Annotated in this window: 13 protein-coding genes and 5 pseudogenes; 13 read left to right on the forward strand and 5 right to left on the reverse strand. The window is 71.8% G+C overall.

The window, feature by feature from the left end; translation table 11 throughout:
* The 3 genes and pseudogenes from BJF79_RS26975 to pdhA all read right to left on the reverse strand — a co-directional run.
* A pseudogene (locus BJF79_RS26975) lies at nt 1-310 on the reverse strand (lipoyl domain-containing protein); the annotation flags it as partial.
* Complete coding sequence (locus tag BJF79_RS26980) at nt 307-1323, reverse strand: alpha-ketoacid dehydrogenase subunit beta (RefSeq protein WP_075901537.1); 1017 nt, start codon at nt 1321-1323, stop codon at nt 307-309. The gene BJF79_RS26980 and the pseudogene BJF79_RS26975, both read right to left, overlap by 4 nt.
* 11 nt (nt 1324-1334) lie before the next feature.
* Nucleotides 1335-2504 (reverse strand): pyruvate dehydrogenase (acetyl-transferring) E1 component subunit alpha, encoded by a 1170-nt coding sequence (pdhA, locus tag BJF79_RS26985; RefSeq protein WP_083733979.1) that lies wholly within the window; start codon nt 2502-2504, stop codon nt 1335-1337.
* 169 nt (nt 2505-2673) lie between these two features.
* Here pdhA and BJF79_RS26990 point away from each other — a divergent pair, with 169 nt between their 5' ends.
* Nucleotides 2674-3306, forward strand: a complete 633-nt coding sequence (locus BJF79_RS26990) for a GntR family transcriptional regulator (RefSeq protein ID WP_262402642.1) — start codon at nt 2674-2676, stop codon at nt 3304-3306.
* Between the two features lie 24 nt (nt 3307-3330).
* Here BJF79_RS26990 and BJF79_RS26995 read toward each other — a convergent pair whose 3' ends face one another.
* Together BJF79_RS26995 and BJF79_RS65825 are read right to left on the reverse strand one after the other, a co-directional pair.
* Nucleotides 3331-3873 carry an FCD domain-containing protein gene (locus BJF79_RS26995; protein WP_316043446.1) on the reverse strand — a complete coding sequence of 181 codons (543 nt, stop codon included), beginning with the start codon at nt 3871-3873 and terminating at the stop codon, nt 3331-3333.
* Nucleotides 3831-4031: pseudogene (locus BJF79_RS65825) on the reverse strand (GntR family transcriptional regulator); the annotation flags it as partial. The gene BJF79_RS26995 and the pseudogene BJF79_RS65825, both read right to left, overlap by 43 nt.
* Before the next feature lie 88 nt (nt 4032-4119).
* Here BJF79_RS65825 and BJF79_RS27000 point away from each other — a divergent pair.
* The 12 genes and pseudogenes from BJF79_RS27000 (at nt 4120) to BJF79_RS27055 (ending at nt 17175) form a co-directional block, all read left to right on the forward strand.
* A pseudogene (locus BJF79_RS27000) lies at nt 4120-5348 on the forward strand (NRAMP family divalent metal transporter).
* Between the two features lie 7 nt (nt 5349-5355).
* Nucleotides 5356-5962 (forward strand): annotated as a pseudogene (locus BJF79_RS27005) (5-oxoprolinase subunit B family protein).
* Between the two features lie 5 nt (nt 5963-5967).
* Nucleotides 5968-6848: pseudogene (locus tag BJF79_RS27010) on the forward strand (biotin-dependent carboxyltransferase family protein).
* Nucleotides 6845-7642, forward strand: a complete 798-nt coding sequence (locus tag BJF79_RS27015) for a putative hydro-lyase (RefSeq protein ID WP_075901539.1) — start codon at nt 6845-6847, stop codon at nt 7640-7642. Before BJF79_RS27010 ends, BJF79_RS27015 begins: the two are co-directional and overlap by 4 nt.
* A gap of 35 nt (nt 7643-7677) precedes the next feature.
* Nucleotides 7678-8916, forward strand: coding sequence for a serine/threonine-protein kinase (locus tag BJF79_RS53815; protein WP_075901541.1), 1239 nt, complete (start codon nt 7678-7680; stop codon nt 8914-8916).
* Nucleotides 8799-9071 (forward strand): cellulose-binding domain-containing protein, encoded by a 273-nt coding sequence (locus tag BJF79_RS61815; protein WP_262402655.1) that lies wholly within the window; start codon nt 8799-8801, stop codon nt 9069-9071. Before BJF79_RS53815 ends, BJF79_RS61815 begins: the two co-directional genes overlap by 118 nt.
* A gap of 265 nt (nt 9072-9336) precedes the next feature.
* Nucleotides 9337-10620, forward strand: a complete 1284-nt coding sequence (locus BJF79_RS27030; RefSeq protein WP_075901545.1) for an extracellular solute-binding protein — start codon at nt 9337-9339, stop codon at nt 10618-10620.
* A complete protein-coding gene (locus BJF79_RS27035; protein WP_075901547.1) occupies nt 10617-11543 on the forward strand; it encodes a carbohydrate ABC transporter permease in 927 nt (308 codons plus the stop codon). The genes BJF79_RS27030 and BJF79_RS27035 overlap by 4 nt, the downstream gene beginning before the upstream one ends.
* Complete coding sequence (locus BJF79_RS27040) at nt 11540-12430, forward strand: carbohydrate ABC transporter permease (RefSeq protein WP_262402643.1); 891 nt, start codon at nt 11540-11542, stop codon at nt 12428-12430. Before BJF79_RS27035 ends, BJF79_RS27040 begins: the two co-directional genes overlap by 4 nt.
* Nucleotides 12430-14778 (forward strand): alpha-xylosidase, encoded by a 2349-nt coding sequence (gene yicI / locus BJF79_RS27045; protein WP_075901549.1) that lies wholly within the window; start codon nt 12430-12432, stop codon nt 14776-14778. The genes BJF79_RS27040 and yicI overlap by 1 nt, the downstream gene beginning before the upstream one ends.
* Nucleotides 14778-16190 (forward strand): GH1 family beta-glucosidase, encoded by a 1413-nt coding sequence (locus BJF79_RS27050; protein ID WP_075901551.1) that lies wholly within the window; start codon nt 14778-14780, stop codon nt 16188-16190. Before yicI ends, BJF79_RS27050 begins: the two co-directional genes overlap by 1 nt.
* Entirely contained in the window at nt 16174-17175 is a 1002-nt protein-coding gene (locus BJF79_RS27055) for a LacI family DNA-binding transcriptional regulator (protein WP_075901553.1), read from the forward strand. The genes BJF79_RS27050 and BJF79_RS27055 overlap by 17 nt, the downstream gene beginning before the upstream one ends.
* Nucleotides 17176-17293 lie beyond the last annotated feature (118 nt).

The raw sequence follows: 17293 nt of genomic DNA on the forward strand, positions 1-17293 counted from the left end.
GGCGCGGGCTCGGGAGCCGGAGCCGCGGCCGGCTCGGGCGCGGGGGCCGCGGCGGGGGCCGCGCCGGACGACGCGCCCTTGGGGACGACGATGGCGATCGCGCCGCCGATCGCGCCGTCTCGCCGTCGCCGACCAGGATCTTCTCGAGCACGCCGGCCTCGTAAGCCTCGTACTCCATGACCGCCTTGTCGGTCTCGATGTCCACGAGGACGTCGCCGACCGCGACCTCGTCCCCCGGCTGCTTCTGCCAGGAGCTGATGACGCCTTCCTCCATCGTGTCGGAGAGGCGGGGCATGAGGATCTCGGTCATGAGGCGGTCTCCAGGGCGAGCCGGCCGGTCGCGCGGAGGGTGTCGCGGGCGGCGGTGAGCAGGGACTCGGCGGACGGCAGCGCCGCCGACTCCAGGGACTTGGCGTAGGGGAGCGGCACCTCGGCCATCGCGACGCGCCGCACCGGCGCGTCCAGCCAGTCGAAGGCGCCCTCCTGGATGGTGGCGGCGATCTCGGCGCCGATGCCGTAGGTCAGCCAGTCGTCCTCGGCGACGACGGCGCAGCCGGTCTTGCGGACGGACTCGACGATCGTCGCGCGGTCCAGCGGACGCAGGCTGCGCAGGTCGACGACCTCGGCGGAGATCCCCTCGGCGGCGAGCGTCTCGGCGACCTCGGCGGCGACGCGCGCCATCCGCGAGTACCCGATCAGCGTGATGTCGGTGCCGGGACGGGTGACGGCGGCGCGGCCGATCTGCGTCGGCTCGATCTCGCCGACCTCGGCGGGCAGCTCGCCCTTGGTGTTGTAGAGGGCGAGGTTCTCCAGGAACAGCACCGGGTCGTCGTCGCGGATCGCGGCCTTGAGCATGGCGGACGCCTCGGCGGGCGTGCTCGGCGCGACGACCTTCAGGCCGGGGATGAACGAGTAGAACAGCTCGACGTTCTGCGAGTGGGTGGCGCCTAGCTGCTGCCCGCCCCCGCCCGGGGTGCGGATGACCATCGGGACGCTGGTCTGCCCGCCGAACATCCCGTAGATCTTCGCGGCGTGGTTGACGATCTGGTCGAGCGCCAGCAGCGAGAAGTTGATCGTCATGAGCTCCACGACCGGGCGCAGGCCCAGCATGGCGGCGCCGATCGCGGCGCCGACGAACCCCTCCTCGGCGATCGGGGTGTCGCGCACGCGGCGCGGCCCGAACTCTTTCAGCAACCCTTCGGTGATCTTGTACGAGCCCTCGAAGAGCCCGATCTCCTCGCCCATCAGGAAGACGTTCTCGTCCCTGATCATCTCGGCGCGGAGGGTGTCCCGGAGAGCCTGGCGGTAGGTGACGGTTGCCATGGACGGGCTCCTCAGGAACTGAATACGGGGTCCGCGGGCATGCGGCGCAGCTCGCCCGGGACCGGAGTGGCATAGGTGTAGTCGAACAGCGTGGAGACGTCCGGCGCCGGGCTCCGGTCGGCGAACGCCGCGGCGGCGTCGACCTCGGCGGTCACCTCGGCGTCGAGCGCGTCCCGCGCGTCGTGCGACAGGATCCCCTGGTCGGCGAGGTCCAGCGCCATCCGGGCCAGCGGGTCGGCGGCCTTGAGGGCCTCCCTCTCCTCCTTGGAGCGGTAGCGGGCCGGGTCGACGACCGAGTGGCCCTTCAGCCGGGGGCTCATCGTCTCCAGCAGGTACGGGCGGCTCTCCGCGCGGGCCTTCTCGACGGCGAGCACCGCGGCGTCGCGGACGGCGACGACGTCCGTCCCGTCGACGCGGGCGGACTCCATCCGGTAGGCGGCGCCGCGCTTGTGCAGCTCGGGCTCGGCCGAGGAGTTCTCCACGGTGGTGCCCATGCCCAGTCCGTTGTTGATCACAACGAAGACGGCGGGCAGATCCCACAGCCCGGCGATGTTCAGCGACTCGTGGAACGCGCCGATCGCGGTCGTCCCGTCGCCCATCTGGCACATGACGACGTCGTCGCCGCCCTTGTAGTTGACGGCGAGGGCCGCGCCCGCGGCGAGCGGGACCTGCCCGCCGACGATGCCGTAGCCGCCGAGCAGCCGGGCCTCCTTGTCGAACATGTGCATCGACCCGCCCCAGCCCTTGGACACGCCGGTGGAGCGGCCGTACAGCTCGGCCATGACGCGGTCGGGGTGGATGCCCTTGGCGATCGCGTAGCCGTGCTCGCGGTAGTTCGTGAACAGGTAGTCGGTGGGCCGCAGCGCGGACATCAGCCCGACGACGGTGGCTTCCTCGCCGAGGTTCAGGTGGCAGTAGCCGCCGATCTTCGCCTCGGTGTAGGCGCGGGCGGCGCGCTCCTCGAACCGGCGGATGAGCAGCATCTGCCGGTAGTAACCGATGAGCGTCTCCGCGTCGGGGCCGCCGGGCGCGGCGCCGCCGGGGACGGCGTCGGCCGGGATGCCGGCGCCGGGCGCGGGCGCGCTCTCGCCGCCGGTTTCGGGCCCGGACGGCTTGGTGCCGCGCGTCCTGCGGGTGCGGGCCGGGGCGGCAGTGCCGGCCGACCTGGTCGTCTCAGCCATCGGCGACCTTCCTAACTCAGGGGTAACGCCGTAGGATCGCCACGACGCTCACCGATCATCATTGATCTATGATCGATCATATTCTACCTCGTCAAGACCCGCTTACTCTCCGCCGGACAGCCGACCGGTCAAGTCTTACTTACTGGGCGTAGGACTACGATGGAGTACCGTGAACGCGCCGATCCCCGCTCAGTTGCTCCGCACCGGTCTCGCCGATCAGATCCGCGAGTTCATCGTGGAGGGCATCAGCTCCGGGCGCTGGGAGCCCGGGGAGCGGATCGTCGAGCGGCGCATCGCCACCGAGCTGGGCGTCAGCCAGGGGCCGGTGCGCGAAGCGCTCCGCCAGCTCGAAGCGCAGCGGCTCATCGAGTCGCTGCCGAACCGGGGCGCGCGCGTCCGCGAGTTCACCGAACGGGACCTCGCCGAGATCTTCCCCGTGCGCGCCGGGCTGGAGCGGACGGCCGTCGAGCTGGCCCTCCCGCACATCGGCGACCGGCTGGACGCCCTGGAGGAGCACAACCGGCGCCTCGCGGAGGCCGCGCGGGACGGCGACCTGCACGCGCAGATGCGGCTGAGCATCGCGTTCCACCGGGAGATCGTCGAGACGGCCGGGAACCGGCTGCTGGTGTCGGTGTGGGAGGGGCTCGGCATCGAGCTGTGGACGACGCTGTCGCTGCGGCTGCACCAGACGGAGATCTACTCCAAGTCGGCCGAGCACGCCGAGCTGATCGAGGCGTTCCGCCGCCGCGATCCCGAGGCGCCGCGCATGCTGCACGACCACGTCATGAACTACGCTCCGTGACGTCCGGCGGCGCTCCCGGCCGCGTCAGTCCTTGTCGCGGTACGCCTTCATGAGCTGCGCCTCCGCGTCGTCGAGGTAGGACCGCAGTTCCCGTTCGGCCGCGTCGTAGTCGGCGGCGGCGAGAAGGTCGTACATCCGCCGGTTGCGGGCAAGGTACGGCTCGTGGAACTCGCGGGGCGACCCCATCTCGTGGAAGACCAGGCGCATCTCCGCCATCAGGTGGCGGATCATCTCGTCCACCCGGGGGCTGCCGACGAGCGCCGCGACGGCGCGGTGGAAGCGGATGTCGGCGGTGCCGACGTCCGGCCAGCGGGCGGCGGCGGCCGCGGCCTCGCCGTCCTCGACGGCCGCGCGGACGCGGTCGAGCGCGTCCCGTTCGGCGCGGGGGCGCAGCGGACGCCCTCGGACTCCAGGATCCGCCGCACCCGGTACAGGTCGGACAGCCCGTCGGCGCCGACCCGCCGGACGAACACGCCGCGGTTGAACTCGTGGACGAGCAGCCGCTCCTGGACGAGCAGGCGGAACGCCTCGCGCATCGTGTTGCGCGAGACCTTGGCGGCACGGCACAGGTCCTCTTCGGGGAGCCGGGCCCCGGGGACGAGCGCGCCGTCGGTGATCTGGTCGCGGAGCAGGTCGGCGACCCGGGCGGCGGTGCTGGAGCGGTCCAGCTCGTGGCGGGCCGCCGCGATGTCATCGAGCCACGTCACGAGATCAGCGTAGCGCACGGCGAGAGAAATGTCGGACCAGGGGATTGCTGGATTGTTGAACAATCCTTACTCTGACGGAAAGCCGAAACCCCCGAAGGGCCAGATCATGACCGACTCCACCACCGTGGACGCCACCCCGGCGCCGCCCGACCGATCCCGGCGCGGCGCACTCGTCGGCGCCATGTTCCTGATGGCGACCAGCGCCATCGGCCCCGGTTTCATCACCCAGACCACCGTGTTCACCGCCCAGCTCGGCGCCGCGATGGCTTTCGCGATCGTCGTGTCGGTGCTGGTGGACATCGCGATCCAGCTCAACGTGTGGCGCGTCGTCGGCGTCTCCGGCAAGCGCGCCCAGGAACTCGGCAACAAGGTCGTGCCCGGCGGCGGTTACGCGCTGGCGGCACTGGACGTCTTCGGCGGCCTCGTCTTCAACATCGGCAACGTCGCCGGGACGGCGCTCGGGCTGAACGCGCTGTTCGGCCTCGACGTCAAGATCGGCGGGGCGCTCTCCGCGCTCGTCGCCATCGCGATCTTCCTGAGCAAGCGGGCCGGCGTCGCGATGGACCGGATCGTCGTCGTGCTCGGCGGCGTCATGATCCTCATGACGCTGTACGTGGCGATCGTGTCCGATCCGCCGCTCGGGGACGCGCTGGTGCAGGCCGCCGCGCCCGAGGAGATCGACTTCCTCATCATCACCACGCTGATCGGCGGCACCGTCGGCGGCTACATCACCTACGCGGGCGCGCACCGGATGATCGAGTCCGGGATCACCGGGCCGAAGCACGTCAAGCAGATCAACCGCAGCGCGATCACCGGCATCCTGGTCACCGGCGTGATGCGGATCCTGCTGTTCCTCGCGGTGCTCGGCGTCGTCGCGGGCGGCGTGAAGTTGGCGGAGGCCAACCCGGCGCGTCGGCGTTCGAGCACGCCGCCGGGGAGGCCGGGCTTCGGGTCTTCGGGCTGATCATGTGGTCGGCCGCGATCACCTCGGTGATCGGCGCGTCCTACACCTCGGTGTCGTTCCTGGTCTCGTTCTCCTCGCTGGTGGAGAAGTACCGGAGCCAGATCGTGGTCGGGTTCATCGCGGTGTCCACGGTGATCTACCTGTTCATCGGCACCGCCCCGGCGAAGCTGCTGGTCCTGGCGGGCGCCCTCAACGGCCTGATCCTGCCGTTCGGGCTGGCCGTGCTGCTGTGGGTGGCGGCGCGGCGCCGCGACCTGCTCGGCGGGTACCGGTTCCCGAAGTGGCTGCTCGCGCTCGGCGTCGCCGCCTGGCTGCTGTCGCTGTACCTCGGCTGGAACGCGCTGTCCGGCCTCGACGAACTCTGGGCGTGAGGCACGGGTGCGGATCCTGCCGAGCGGCGACGCCGCCCTCCTGGTCGAACTTCCCGGCCTGCCGGAGATGCTGGGCCTGTACGCGGCGCTGGCCGCGGCCCCGCCGCCCGGCGTCGCCGACATCGTCCCGGCGGCCCGCACCCTCACCCTCCTGCTCGACCCCGCCGCGAACCCGGCGCCATCGCGGACGCCGTGCGCACCGCGCGTCCCGTCCCGGCGGCCGGGACCGCCGGCACCGTGGAGATCCCCGTGACCTACGACGGCCCGGACCTGGCCGAGGTCGCCCGGCTGACCGGGCTGTCGCCGACGCGGTCGTCGCCGCCCACACCGCCGCGTCCTGGCGGGTCGCGTTCACCGGGTTCGCACCCGGCTTCGGCTACCTCGACGGCGGCGACCCCCGGCTGGACGTCCCGCGCCGTGCGACCCCGCGGGTGCGCGTCCCGGCGGGGTCGGTCGGCCTCGCCGGGCGCTTCAGCGGCGTGTACCCGGCCGACTCGCCGGGCGGCTGGCAGATCATCGGGTCCACCCGCGTCCCGCTGTGGGACCTCGACCGCGACCCGCCCGCCCTGCTCCGCCCGGGCCTGCACGTCCGGTTCGTCCGGGAGCGGCCGTGAAGCGGTTGCTGGACGTGCTGGCCACCGGCCCCCTCGCCACCGTCCAGGACCTCGGACGGTACGGGCACGCGGCGCTCGGCGTCGGGACGTCCGGCGCCGCCGACCCCGCGGCGCTGCGGCTGGCGAACCGGGCCCTGGGCAACCCCGAGGCCGCCGGCAGATCGAGGTCACCTTCGGCGGCCTGCGGATACGCGGCCGCGGCGGCTCGTCTTCGCGATCGTCACCGGCGCCCCGGCACCGCTCGTCCTCGACGGGCGCCCGGCCCCGCCGAACACCGTCCTGCACGTCCCGGACGGCGCCGAGCTGCGGCTCGGCGCACCGCCCACCGGGCTGCGCAGCTACCTCGCGGTGCGCGGCGGCGTCGCCGTCGCGCCCGTCCTCGGTCCGCTCCACCGACACGCTGTCGGGCGTCGGCCCGCCGCCGCTCGAACCCGGCGCGGTCCTGCCCGTCGGCCCGCCCCCGGACGCCCCGCCGCTGCTGGACGTCCTGCCCGTCGCGCCGCCGCCCGCCGGGACGGTCGAGCTGCGCGCCGTCCCCGGCCCCCGCGCCGACCGGCTCGTCCCCGGCGCCCTCGACGCCCTGTTCACCGGGGCGTTCGAGGTCACCAGCGAGACCGACCGCGTCGGGATGCGGCTGGCCGGACCCCGTTTGAACCACGCGGATCGGGGTGAGTTGCCCAGTGAGGGGACGGTCACCGGGGCGTTGCAGGTCCCGCCGTCCGGGCAGCCCGTGCTGTTCCTCGCAGACCGGCCCGTGACCGGCGGCTACCCGGTCATCGCCGTCGTCGTCACCGCCGACGTGGGACGCGCCGCCCAGGCCCGTCCCGGGCAGCGGCTCCGGTTCCGTCCGATCCCCGCACCGGACCTCAGGAAGGCATCGTCATGAACGAAACCGTCCCCCTCGACCCGGGGGCGCTGACCCCCGAACAGGCGCGCGCGCTGTTCCGCGCGGGGCTCCGCGTCCCGACCGCCGGCTGGTGCACGGGACGCACGCAGGCGAACCTCATCGCCGTCCCGCGCGACCAGGCGTACGACCTGCTGCTGTTCGCCCAGCGCAACCCGAAGCCCTGCCCGCTCCTCGAAGTCACCGACCCCGGCGCGGTCTCCGCCCCGATCTTCTCCGGTGACCTGCGCACCGACCTGCCCGGATACATCGTCTACGAGCACGGCGAGCCGGTCGCCGAGGTCACCGACGTCACCGAGTACTGGCGCGGCGACCTCGTCTCGTTCCTGATCGGCTGCAGCTTCACGTTCGAGACGGCCCTGGGCGACGCCGGGGTCCCGATCCGGCACGTCGAGCAGGGCGTCAACGTCCCGATGTACCGGACGAACCGGACGTGCAGGCGCGCCGGGGAGTTCGGCGGCCCGCTCGTCGTGTCGATGCGGCCGGTGCCCGCCTCCCAGGTCGCCGACGCCGTCCGCGTCACCGCGCGCTACCCGTCCGTCCACGGCGCGCCCGTGCACATCGGCGACCCGCTCGAACTCGGCATCACCGACCTCGGCGCCCCCGACTACGGCGACGCCGTGGACGTCCGGGTGGACGAGATCCCGGTGTTCTGGGCGTGCGGCGTCACCCCGCAGGCGGCCGTGGCGGCGTCCCGTCCGAAGTTCGCCATCGGCCACGCGCCCGGCCACATGGCGATCACCGACGCGCGCGACACCGCCTACCTGGTGCCCTGAGCAGGGGACGTTCGCGCCTGTCATAGGCTTGCGGCATGCCGGAGACCGTGGGCCCGGGCGACCTGCCGGGGGAGCGCTACCGGATCGAGGCGCCGCTCGGCACCGGCGGCATGGCCGCCGTGTGGCGCGCCCACGACCTCGTCCTCGACCGCGCGGTCGCCGTCAAGGTGCCCCGCGACGACTGGCCGGAGGAGTTCACCCGGCGGCTGCGGCAGGAGGCGCAGGCCGCCGCCGGGCTCTCGCACCCGAACATCACCGGCGTCTACGACTACGGCGAGCACGATTTCGGCGACCGCGAATCCGGTGAACGCGAATCCGGTGCGCGGCGCGGCGTCCCGTACGTCGTGATGGAGCTGCTCGACGGGGAGACCCTCGCCGACCGGCTGGCGCGCGGGCCGCTGCCGTGGCGGGAGGCGGCGGCGGTGTGCGCGGCGATCGGGGACGCGCTCGACGCCGCCCACGCGGCCGGGATCGTGCACCGCGACATCAAGCCCGCGAACGTGTTCCTGACGCCGGTCGGGGTGAAGGTCCTCGACTTCGGCATCGCCTTCACCGGGCCCGATCCGGCGGGCGGGCCGGTCCTCGGCACCCCCGCCTACACCGCGCCCGAGCTGCTGGACGGCGCGCCGCCGTCCCCCGCCGCGGACGTGTTCTCGCTCGGCGTCGTCCTCCGGCAGGCCCTCACCGGCGGGCCGCCCGAGGCGGCGGCCCTCCCCGCCGACGTGCCCGCCGAGGTCGCCGGGTTGTGCGCGAGCTGCACCCGATCCGCGTCCGGGCGTCCGGCCAGCCGCCGCCGAGGCGGCCCGCGTGCTCGCCGGGGCGGCGGGCGTCCGGCTCGCGCGCGTTCTGCCGGGCGAACCGCCGCCGCCGTCCCGCGAACGACCGCGCGGGGACGAACCGGACGCGCGTCCTCGACGACCCCCTCCCGGACGAGCCCGCGTCGCCGCGGAAGCCGCTGGTCAGCGCGGCCGCCGTCGCCGGGGGCGTGGCGCTGGTCGCGGTGGTGCTGGCGACGCTGCCGCGGGACGGACCGTCCACGGGCGCCCCGCCCGCCGGGACGTCCGACGGCCCGGCCGCCGTCGCGGACGGCGCGCCGTGCGAGGTCGCGTACCGGGTCGACGGGACGTGGTCGGCCGGCTTCCAGGCGACGGTGCGGATCACCAATCTCGGCGCGGGCCCGATCGACGGGTGGCGGCTCGGCTTCGACCTGCCGGACGGGCAGGCCGTCACGCAGCTGTGGAACGGGACGCCGGTGCAGGACGGCTCCGCGGTGACGGTCACGCCCGCGGGCTGGAACCGGTCGATCCCGGCGGGCGGCACGGTCGAGTTCGGTTTCCTCGGGAGCAACGAGGGCGACGACGGCGACGAGGGCGACGAGGGCGACGGGACCCCCGAGGGGTTCACGCTGAACGGCTCGCGGTGCCGCTGAGCCCTCCCGGCTGGGAGCGCTCCCAAAGAAGTTCGGCCAGCTCAACGCCATGATCGAGAAATTGGCATGGGCCCGCCTATTGTGCGCCGTCCGATCCCACGGCTAGCATCCCGGCAATCGAAACGCTTCGACGAGCGAATCGAAGCGCTTCGATTGGAACGAGACAACCCCTCGATCGACCGTTCGCTCAATCCCTCGCTCGAACCCTCGCTCACCCCGCTCCAACTCCCCGGAACCACTCCGTTCCACCCCCGGAGGAACACCCATGATGAAGGCAGGCAGGGGCGCGACCCTGCTCGCGGCGGTCGCCGCGAGCGCTCTCGCGCTCACGGGCTGCGGCGGCGGCGACGCCGAGTCCGACCCGAACGTCCTCAAGCTCTGGCACTACGAATCCCCCGACAGCGCCATGGGCGTCGCGTGGAACGCGGCGATCAAGGAGTTCGAGAAGACCCACCCGGGCGTCAAGGTCGAGTTCGAGGAGAAGGGCTTCGAACAGATCCAGAAGACCGCCTCGATGGTCCTGAACTCCGACGACGCCCCCGACATCATGGAGTACAACAAGGGCAGCGCCACCGCCGGGAAGTTGTCCACCCAGGGGCTCCTCGCCGACATGAGCGCGGAGGTCGCGGAGCGCGGCTGGGACAAGATGATCAGCCCGAACGTCGCCGTGACCGCCAAGTACGACGACAAGGGCACCATGGGCGGCGACAAGTGGTTCGGCATCCCGAACTACGCCGAGTACGTCATGGTCTACTACAACAAGGAGCTGTTCGAGAAGCACGGCGTCGAGGTCCCGACCACGATGGCCGAGTTCACCGCGGCTCTCGACAAGTTCGTCGCCGAGGGCGTCACCCCGCTGACCAACGCGGGCGCGGAGTACATGGCGCAGCAGTACGTCTACCAGCTCGCGCTCTCCAAGGCCGACCGCAACTGGATCAGCAACTACCAGCGCTACACCGGCCCGGTGAACTTCACCGACGACGCCTGGACGCACGGCGCGACCACGTTCCAGCAGTGGGTGGAGAAGGGCTACGTCGACAAGAACACCGTCGGGCAGAAGGCCGAGGAGGCCGGGGTCGCCTTCATGAAGGGCGAGTACCCGATGATGTTCTCCGGCAGCTGGTGGTTCGGCCGGGTGAACGCGGAGTCGAAGTTCGACTGGGGCACGTTCGTCTGGCCCGAGGCCGAGTTCACGCTCGGCTCCAGCGGCAACCTGTGGGTCGTCCCGGAGGGGTCGGAGAACAAGGACCTCGCCTACGACTTCATCAACATCACGCTGCAGAAGAACATCCAGAACCAGCTCGGCAACGCGGGCGGCATCCCGATCGCGGCGGACCCGAGCGCGATCACCGACGAGAAGTCCAAGAAGCTCATCGCCGACTTCAACGAGCTGACGGAGGGCGACAAGCTCGCCTACTACCCGGACTGGCCGGTGCCGGGCTTCTATGACGCCCTGGTCGCCCAGTTCCAGAAGGTCATGAACGGGGAGGACCCGAAGGAGTCCCTCGCCCCCCTCCAGACCACCTACGAGGACGGCCTGCCGAAGTGAGCGGACGGTCGCCCGGGCGGGCCGGCGGCCTCGGCGGCCGGCTCGCCTACCTCCCCTACCTGCTCCCGGGGCTGCTGCTGTTCGTCGGCGTGATCGGGATCCCGTTCCTGATGAACATCGGGACGAGTTTCACCGAGTGGTCGGGCGTCGGCAGCCCCGAGTGGGTCGGCCTGGAGAACTACAAGGAGCTGATGGGGGACGAGAAGTTCTGGTCCTCCTTCCGCAACAACGTCTTCGTCATCATCGGCATGGCGATCGTCCCGACGATCGTCGGGCTGGTGCTGGCCGGCGCGCTGACCGACCTGATCGACCGGCACTTCGGGTCCCGCACCGCGGCCGTCCTGCGCGCCTGCATCTACCTGCCGCAGGTGCTGCCGGTCGTCATCGCGGGCGTGGTGTGGAGCTGGCTGCTGGCCCCCGACGACGGCGCGGTCAACGCGCTGCTGGAGGCGGTGGGCCTCGGCTCGCTCGCGCACAACTGGCTCGGCGACCCGGACACGGCGCTCTGGTCCGTCCTGGCCGTCATGGTCTGGACGCAGATCGGGTTCCCGCTCGTGATCTTCATGTCGGGGCTGCAGCGGGTCGACCCGTCGCTGTACGAGGCGGCCGAGATCGACGGGGCGTCGTGGGCGCGCCGGTTCTGGCACGTCACGATCCCGCAGATCCGCCCGGAGATCTTCGTGGTCCTGCTCTGGACGACGATCGCCGCGCTGAAGGCGTTCCCGCAGATCTTCGTCCTCACCAAGGGCGGCCCGGGCGGCGCGACGAACGTGCCGTCCTACTACTCCTACGTGAACTTCTTCGACAAGCAGGACGTCGGCTACGGCTCGGCGATCGCGACCGTGCTGACCCTGGTGATCATCGTACTGACCGTCGTCTTCCTGCGTGCGCAGGGACGTGAGCTGGAGGGGGAGGACCGGTGACCGCGACCCTCGCCAAGCGCACCCGCACGCCGGCCCGCGACCGCCGCGACGCGCCGAAGCGGCGCCGCCGCGGACCGGGCGCCTACGCGGTGCTGGTCGCGCTGATCGCGATGGCGGGGATCATGCTGATCCCGTTCGTCGTCGTGCTGTTCAACGCGCTGAAGACCCCGCAGGAGTACTCCTCCAACGGCCCCCTGTCGCTGCCCGAGGGCGTCTACCTGGACGGGCTGCGCGCGTTCTGGGAACGGACCGAGTTCGGCCAGGTGCTGGTCAACAGCGCCGTCATCAGCGGCTCGGTTGCGGTCCTCGCGGTGCTGCTGTCGGTCCTGAACGCCTACGCGCTCGGCATCGGCCGCATCAAGGGGCGCATGTGGGTGCTGGTCCTGCTGCTGCTGGCGAACACGCTGCCGCAGGAGGCGCTGGTCTACCCGCTGTACTACCTGGGCAAGGAAGTCGGCCTCTACGACACCCGCATCGCGGTGATCATCGTGTTCACGGTGATCCAGAGCGCGTTCGGCACCTACCTGCTGTCGTCGGTGCTGTCGGCGTTCCCGCGCCCGCTGCTGGAGGCCGCCCGCATCGACGGCGCCGGCCGGTTCCAGATCCTGTGGCGGGTCGTGGTCCCGGTGATCAGGCCGACGCTGCTGGTGCTGATGGTCTTCTTCTTCGTGTGGACCTGGAACGAGTTCCTGATCCCCATGGTCTTCCTGATCTCCAACGACAACCAGACGGTCTCGGTCGCGCTCGGCGTCCTGCAGGGCCAGCGGATGATGGACGCCACGATGTCCAGCGCCGCCTCGCTGCTCGGCCTGCTCCCGACCGTCGTCTTCTTCCTCATCTTCCAGCGCACGCTGTCGCGCGGACTCACGGCAGGAGCGGTCAAGTAATGAAGTTCAGCGACGGCTACTGGATGATGCGCGAGGGTGTGCACGCGAGTCATCCGGTGGAGGTCCAGGGCGTCGACGCCGCACGGGACTCGCTCACCGTGCACGCGCCCGTCCAGCGGGTCCGCCACCGCGGCGACCTGCTGAAGGGCCCGGTGCTGACGGTGACGGCGGAGTCGCCGATGCCGGACGTCATCGGCGTGACGCTCACGCACTTCGCCGGGGAGCGCTCCCGCGGCCCCGCGTTCGAGCTGGCCTCGGAGTCGCCGGAGGTCGTCGTGGACGCGCCGTCCCCCGGGGACGCGGCGACGCTGACGTCCGGCGCGCTCACCGTGCGGATCCGGCGGGACGGGACGTGGGGCGTCGACTTCCTCGCGGACGGGCGGCGGCTCACCGGCAGCGCCCCGAAGGCCGCGGCGATCGTCGACACCGACGAGCGCTGGCCGCACGGGGCCCGGCACTACGTCCGCGAGCAGCTCGACCTCGGCGTCGACCACTTCGTCTACGGGCTCGGCGAGCGGTTCGGGCCGCTGGCGAAGAACGGCCAGGCCGTGGACGTGTGGAACGCCGACGGCGGCACGGCCAGCGAGCAGGCGTACAAGAACGTGCCGTTCTACCTGACGAACGCGGGCTACGGGGTGTTCGTCGACCACCCGGGCCTCGTGTCGTTCGAGGTGGCGTCGGAGGTCGTGACGCGGACGTCGTTCAGCGTCGAGGGCCAGTCGATGCGGTACTTCGTCATCTACGGCCCGACCCCGCGGGAGATCCTGCGCAAGTACACGGCGCTGACGGGACGGCCCGCGAAGCTGCCCGACTGGTCGTTCGGGCTCTGGCTGTCGACGTCGTTCACGACGTCCTACGACGAGGAGACCGTCACCTCGTTCATCGAGGGGATGGCCGAGCGCGACCTGCCGCTCAGCGTGTTCCACTTCGACTGCTTCTGGATGCGCGAGTTCCAGTGGTGCGACTTCGAGTGGGATCCGCGGGTGTTCCCCGACCCGCCCGGGATGCTGCGGCGGCTGAAGGACCGCGGCCTCAAGATCTGCGTGTGGATCAACCCCTACATCGGGCAGCGGTCGCCGCTGTTCGAGGAGGGCCGCGCGAACGGCTACCTGCTGACGCGCCCGGACGGCGACGTGTGGCAGTGGGACAAGTGGCAGCCCGGCCTCGCGGTCGTCGACTTCACCAACCCCGAGGCCCGCGAGTGGTACTCGGCGAAGCTCGACGCACTCCTCGAAATGGGCGTCGACTGCTTCAAGACCGACTTCGGCGAACGCATCCCCACGGACGTCGTCTACCACGATGGGTCCGACCCAGAGCGCGCGCACAACTACTACACGTTCCTCTTCAACAAGACCGTGTTCGAACTGCTCCAGAAGAGGCGCGGTGAGGACGAGGCGGTGGTGTTCGCACGGTCGGCCACGGTGGGCGGGCAGCAGTTCCCGGTCCACTGGGGCGGCGACTGCGAATCGACGTTCGAGGCCATGGGCGAGAGCCTGCGCGGCGGCCTGTCCCTGGGAATGTCCGGGTTCGGGTACTGGAGTCACGACATCGGCGGGTTCGAGGGCACGCCCGACCCGGCCCTGTTCAAGCGGTGGGTCGCGTTCGGGATGCTGTCGTCGCACAGCCGCCTGCACGGCAGCCACTCCTACCGGGTGCCGTGGCAGTTCGACGACGAGTCGGTCGACGTCCTGCGCACCTTCACGAAGCTGAAGATGCGGCTGATGCCCTACCTCGCGGGCGCCGCGCGGCAGGCGTACGAGGAGGGCGCGCCGATGATGCGCGCGATGGTCCTCGACTTCCCCGACGACCCCGCCTGCACGCACCTCGAACGCCAGTACATGCTCGGCGACGATCTCCTCGTCGCGCCCGTGTTCTCGCCGGACGGCACCGTCGCGTACTACGTGCCGGACGGTACGTGGACGCACTACCTGACGGGCGAACGGGTCGCGGGCGGCCGCTGGGTGCGGGAGACGCACGGGTTCGAGAGCGTGCCGCTGCTCGTCCGTCCGGGCGCGGTGATCGCGGAGGGCGCGGTCGACGACCGTCCCGACTACGACCACGCGGACGGCGTCACGCTCCGGGTGTACGAACCGGCGGACGGCGCCCGGGTCGTCACGAAGGTCGGGGACGCGACGTTCACCACCGAACGCGACGGTTCGACCGTCCGCGTGACGCGCACGGGCACGGGCGCGGGTGCGGGCGCGGGCGCGGGCGCCTGGAACGTTCTTCTGATCAACGCGCGGGCCGCCGCGGTCGAGGGCGGTGCGGCCGCCGAACATCCGCTGGGCGTGCTCGTCGAGGCGTCCGGCGGCGAAGTCGCCATCACGCTGGAAGAAGGGCAGAACTGATGGGGTTTCCCGAGGGCTTCCTCTGGGGCACGGCCACGGCTTCCTACCAGATCGAGGGGGCGGCGGCCGAGGACGGCCGCGCGCCGTCCATCTGGGACACCTTCAGCCGCACCCCCGGCAAGGTGCTGGACGGCGACACCGGTGACGTCGCCACCGACCACTACCACCGGTGGCGCGAGGACGTCGCGGCGATGGCCCGGCTCGGCGTCGGCGCGTACCGGTTCTCGATCTCGTGGTCGCGCGTCCTGCCCGGCGGCGTCCCCAACCGGAAGGGGATCGACTTCTACTCGCGGCTGGTCGACGAGCTCCTCGACCACGGCATCGCGCCCGTCGCGACCCTGTACCACTGGGACCTCCCGCAGGACATCGAGGACGCCGGCGGCTGGCCCGCCCGCGACACCGCGAACCGCTTCGCCGACTACGCCGAACGGCTGGGGCGGGCCCTGGGCGACCGCGTCCACACCTGGACGACGCTGAACGAGCCGTGGTGCTCGGCGTTCCTCGGCTACGCGGCCGGGGTGCACGCGCCCGGCCGCACCGATCCGGTCGACGCGCTGAAGGCCGCGCACCACCTCAACCTGGCGCACGGCATGGCGAACCGGGCGTTGCGCGAGGTCGTGGCGCCGTCCGCGCTGCACTCGGTCACCCTGAACCTGCACCACCTGCGCGGCGAGGACGAGGCCGTCCGGCGGGTGGACGCCGTGTCGAACCGGGTGTTCCTCGACCCGATGCTCGGCCGCGGCTACCCGGGCGACCTCAAGAGCGACACCGCCGACCTGACCGACTGGTCGTTCGTCCGCGACGGCGACGAGGAGACGATCGCCGCGCCGCTGGACGTCCTCGGCGTGAACTACTACTCGCCGACCCTCGTCCGGACCTACGACGGGACGTCCCCGCGCGAGTACGCCGACGGGCACCGGCAGGGCGCGGCGACGCCGTTCGTCGGCTGCGACGACGTCGAGTTCGCCGTGCAGCCCGGCCCGTACACCGCGATGGGCTGGCCGATCGACGCGACCGGCATGGACGAGCTGCTCCTGCGGCTGCACCGCGAGTACCCGGGCGTCCCGCTGATGGTGACCGAGAACGGCGCCGCGTTCGACGACGAGGTCGCCGCGGACGGCGGCGTCCGGGACGCGCGCCGCGTCGCGTACCTGCGCGACCACATCGCCGCCGTCGGGCGCGCGATCGGCGCGGGCGCGGACGTCCGGGGCTATTTCGCCTGGTCGCTGCTGGACAACTTCGAATGGGCCTACGGCTACTCGAAGCGCTTCGGCATCATCCGCGTCGACTACCCGACCGGCGAGCGGACGTGGAAGGACAGCGCGTTCTGGTATCGCGACACGATCGCGGCGAACGGGGCTAAGATCAACGACCCGGACGACGACGGGACGGTCCGTGGTCAAGATCACTGACGTGGCGCGGCACGCGGGCGTGTCGCCGAGCACCGTCTCCTACGTGCTGAGCGGCAAGCGCTCGATCTCCGAGGAGACCCGGCGGCGCGTCCGCGCCAGCATCCGGGAGCTCGGCTACCGCCCGCACGCCGGCGCCCGCGCCCTCGCCAGCAGCCGCTCCAACGTCGTCGCGCTGATGCTGCCGCTGCGCAGCGGCGTCGCGGTCCCCGTCGTGATGGGGTTCGCGACGTCGGTCGTCACCGCCGCCCGCCGGCACGACCACGACGTCCTGCTGCTCACCCAGGAGGAGGGCGAGGACGGGCTGCGCCGCGTCGCCGACAGCGCGCTCGTCGACGCGCTGATCGTCATGGACGTCCAGTTGCGCGACCCGCGGCTGCCGCTGCTGCGGTCGCTCGACCGGCCCAGCGTCCTCATCGGGTTCCCCGCCGACGCCGACGACCTGACCTGCATCGACCTCGACTTCCACGCGGCGGGCGCGGCCTGCGCCCGGCATTTGGCGGCGCTCGGGCACCGCGAGGTCGCGATGATCGGTTCGCCGCCCGAGGTGTACGAGCGGGAGACCGGCTTCGCGCAGCGGGTCACCGAGGGGTTCGCCGAGGCCGTCCGCGAGCACGGCATGACCGGCGACGTCCACCCGTGCGAGGCGAGCGCGGACGCGGCGAAGGACCTGGTCGGACGGCTGCTGGCCGAACGCCCGAACCTGACCGGGATCCTCGTCCACAACGAGCCGATCGTCGACCCGGTCGTGCGGGCGCTGCGCGCCGAGGGCCGCCGCGTCCCCGAGGACGTGTCGATCGTGGCGATCTGCCCGGACGAGCTGGCCGAGCACGCCGATCCGCCGCTGTCGTCCGTCGCGATCCCCGCCGTGGAGGTGGGCGGCCGGGCCGTCGAGCTGCTGATGGCCAAGCTCGACGGCGAGCCGGTCCCGGCCGCGACGCTGCTGCCGCCGACGCTGACGCCGCGCGCCAGCAGCGCCCCGCGCTGACCACCGGACCACTACGACCACCACCACCACCGCAGACCGGGAAAGGAGGACTTTCCGGGCGCTCATCGTCGAAGCGCTTCGACAACTCAAGAATCATCGGGGGCGAGTTCACCAAGGA

It is taken from the genome of Actinomadura sp. CNU-125 (assembly GCF_001942465.1).
In the GTDB taxonomy this organism is placed as follows: Bacteria; Actinomycetota; Actinomycetes; order Streptosporangiales; family Streptosporangiaceae; genus Spirillospora.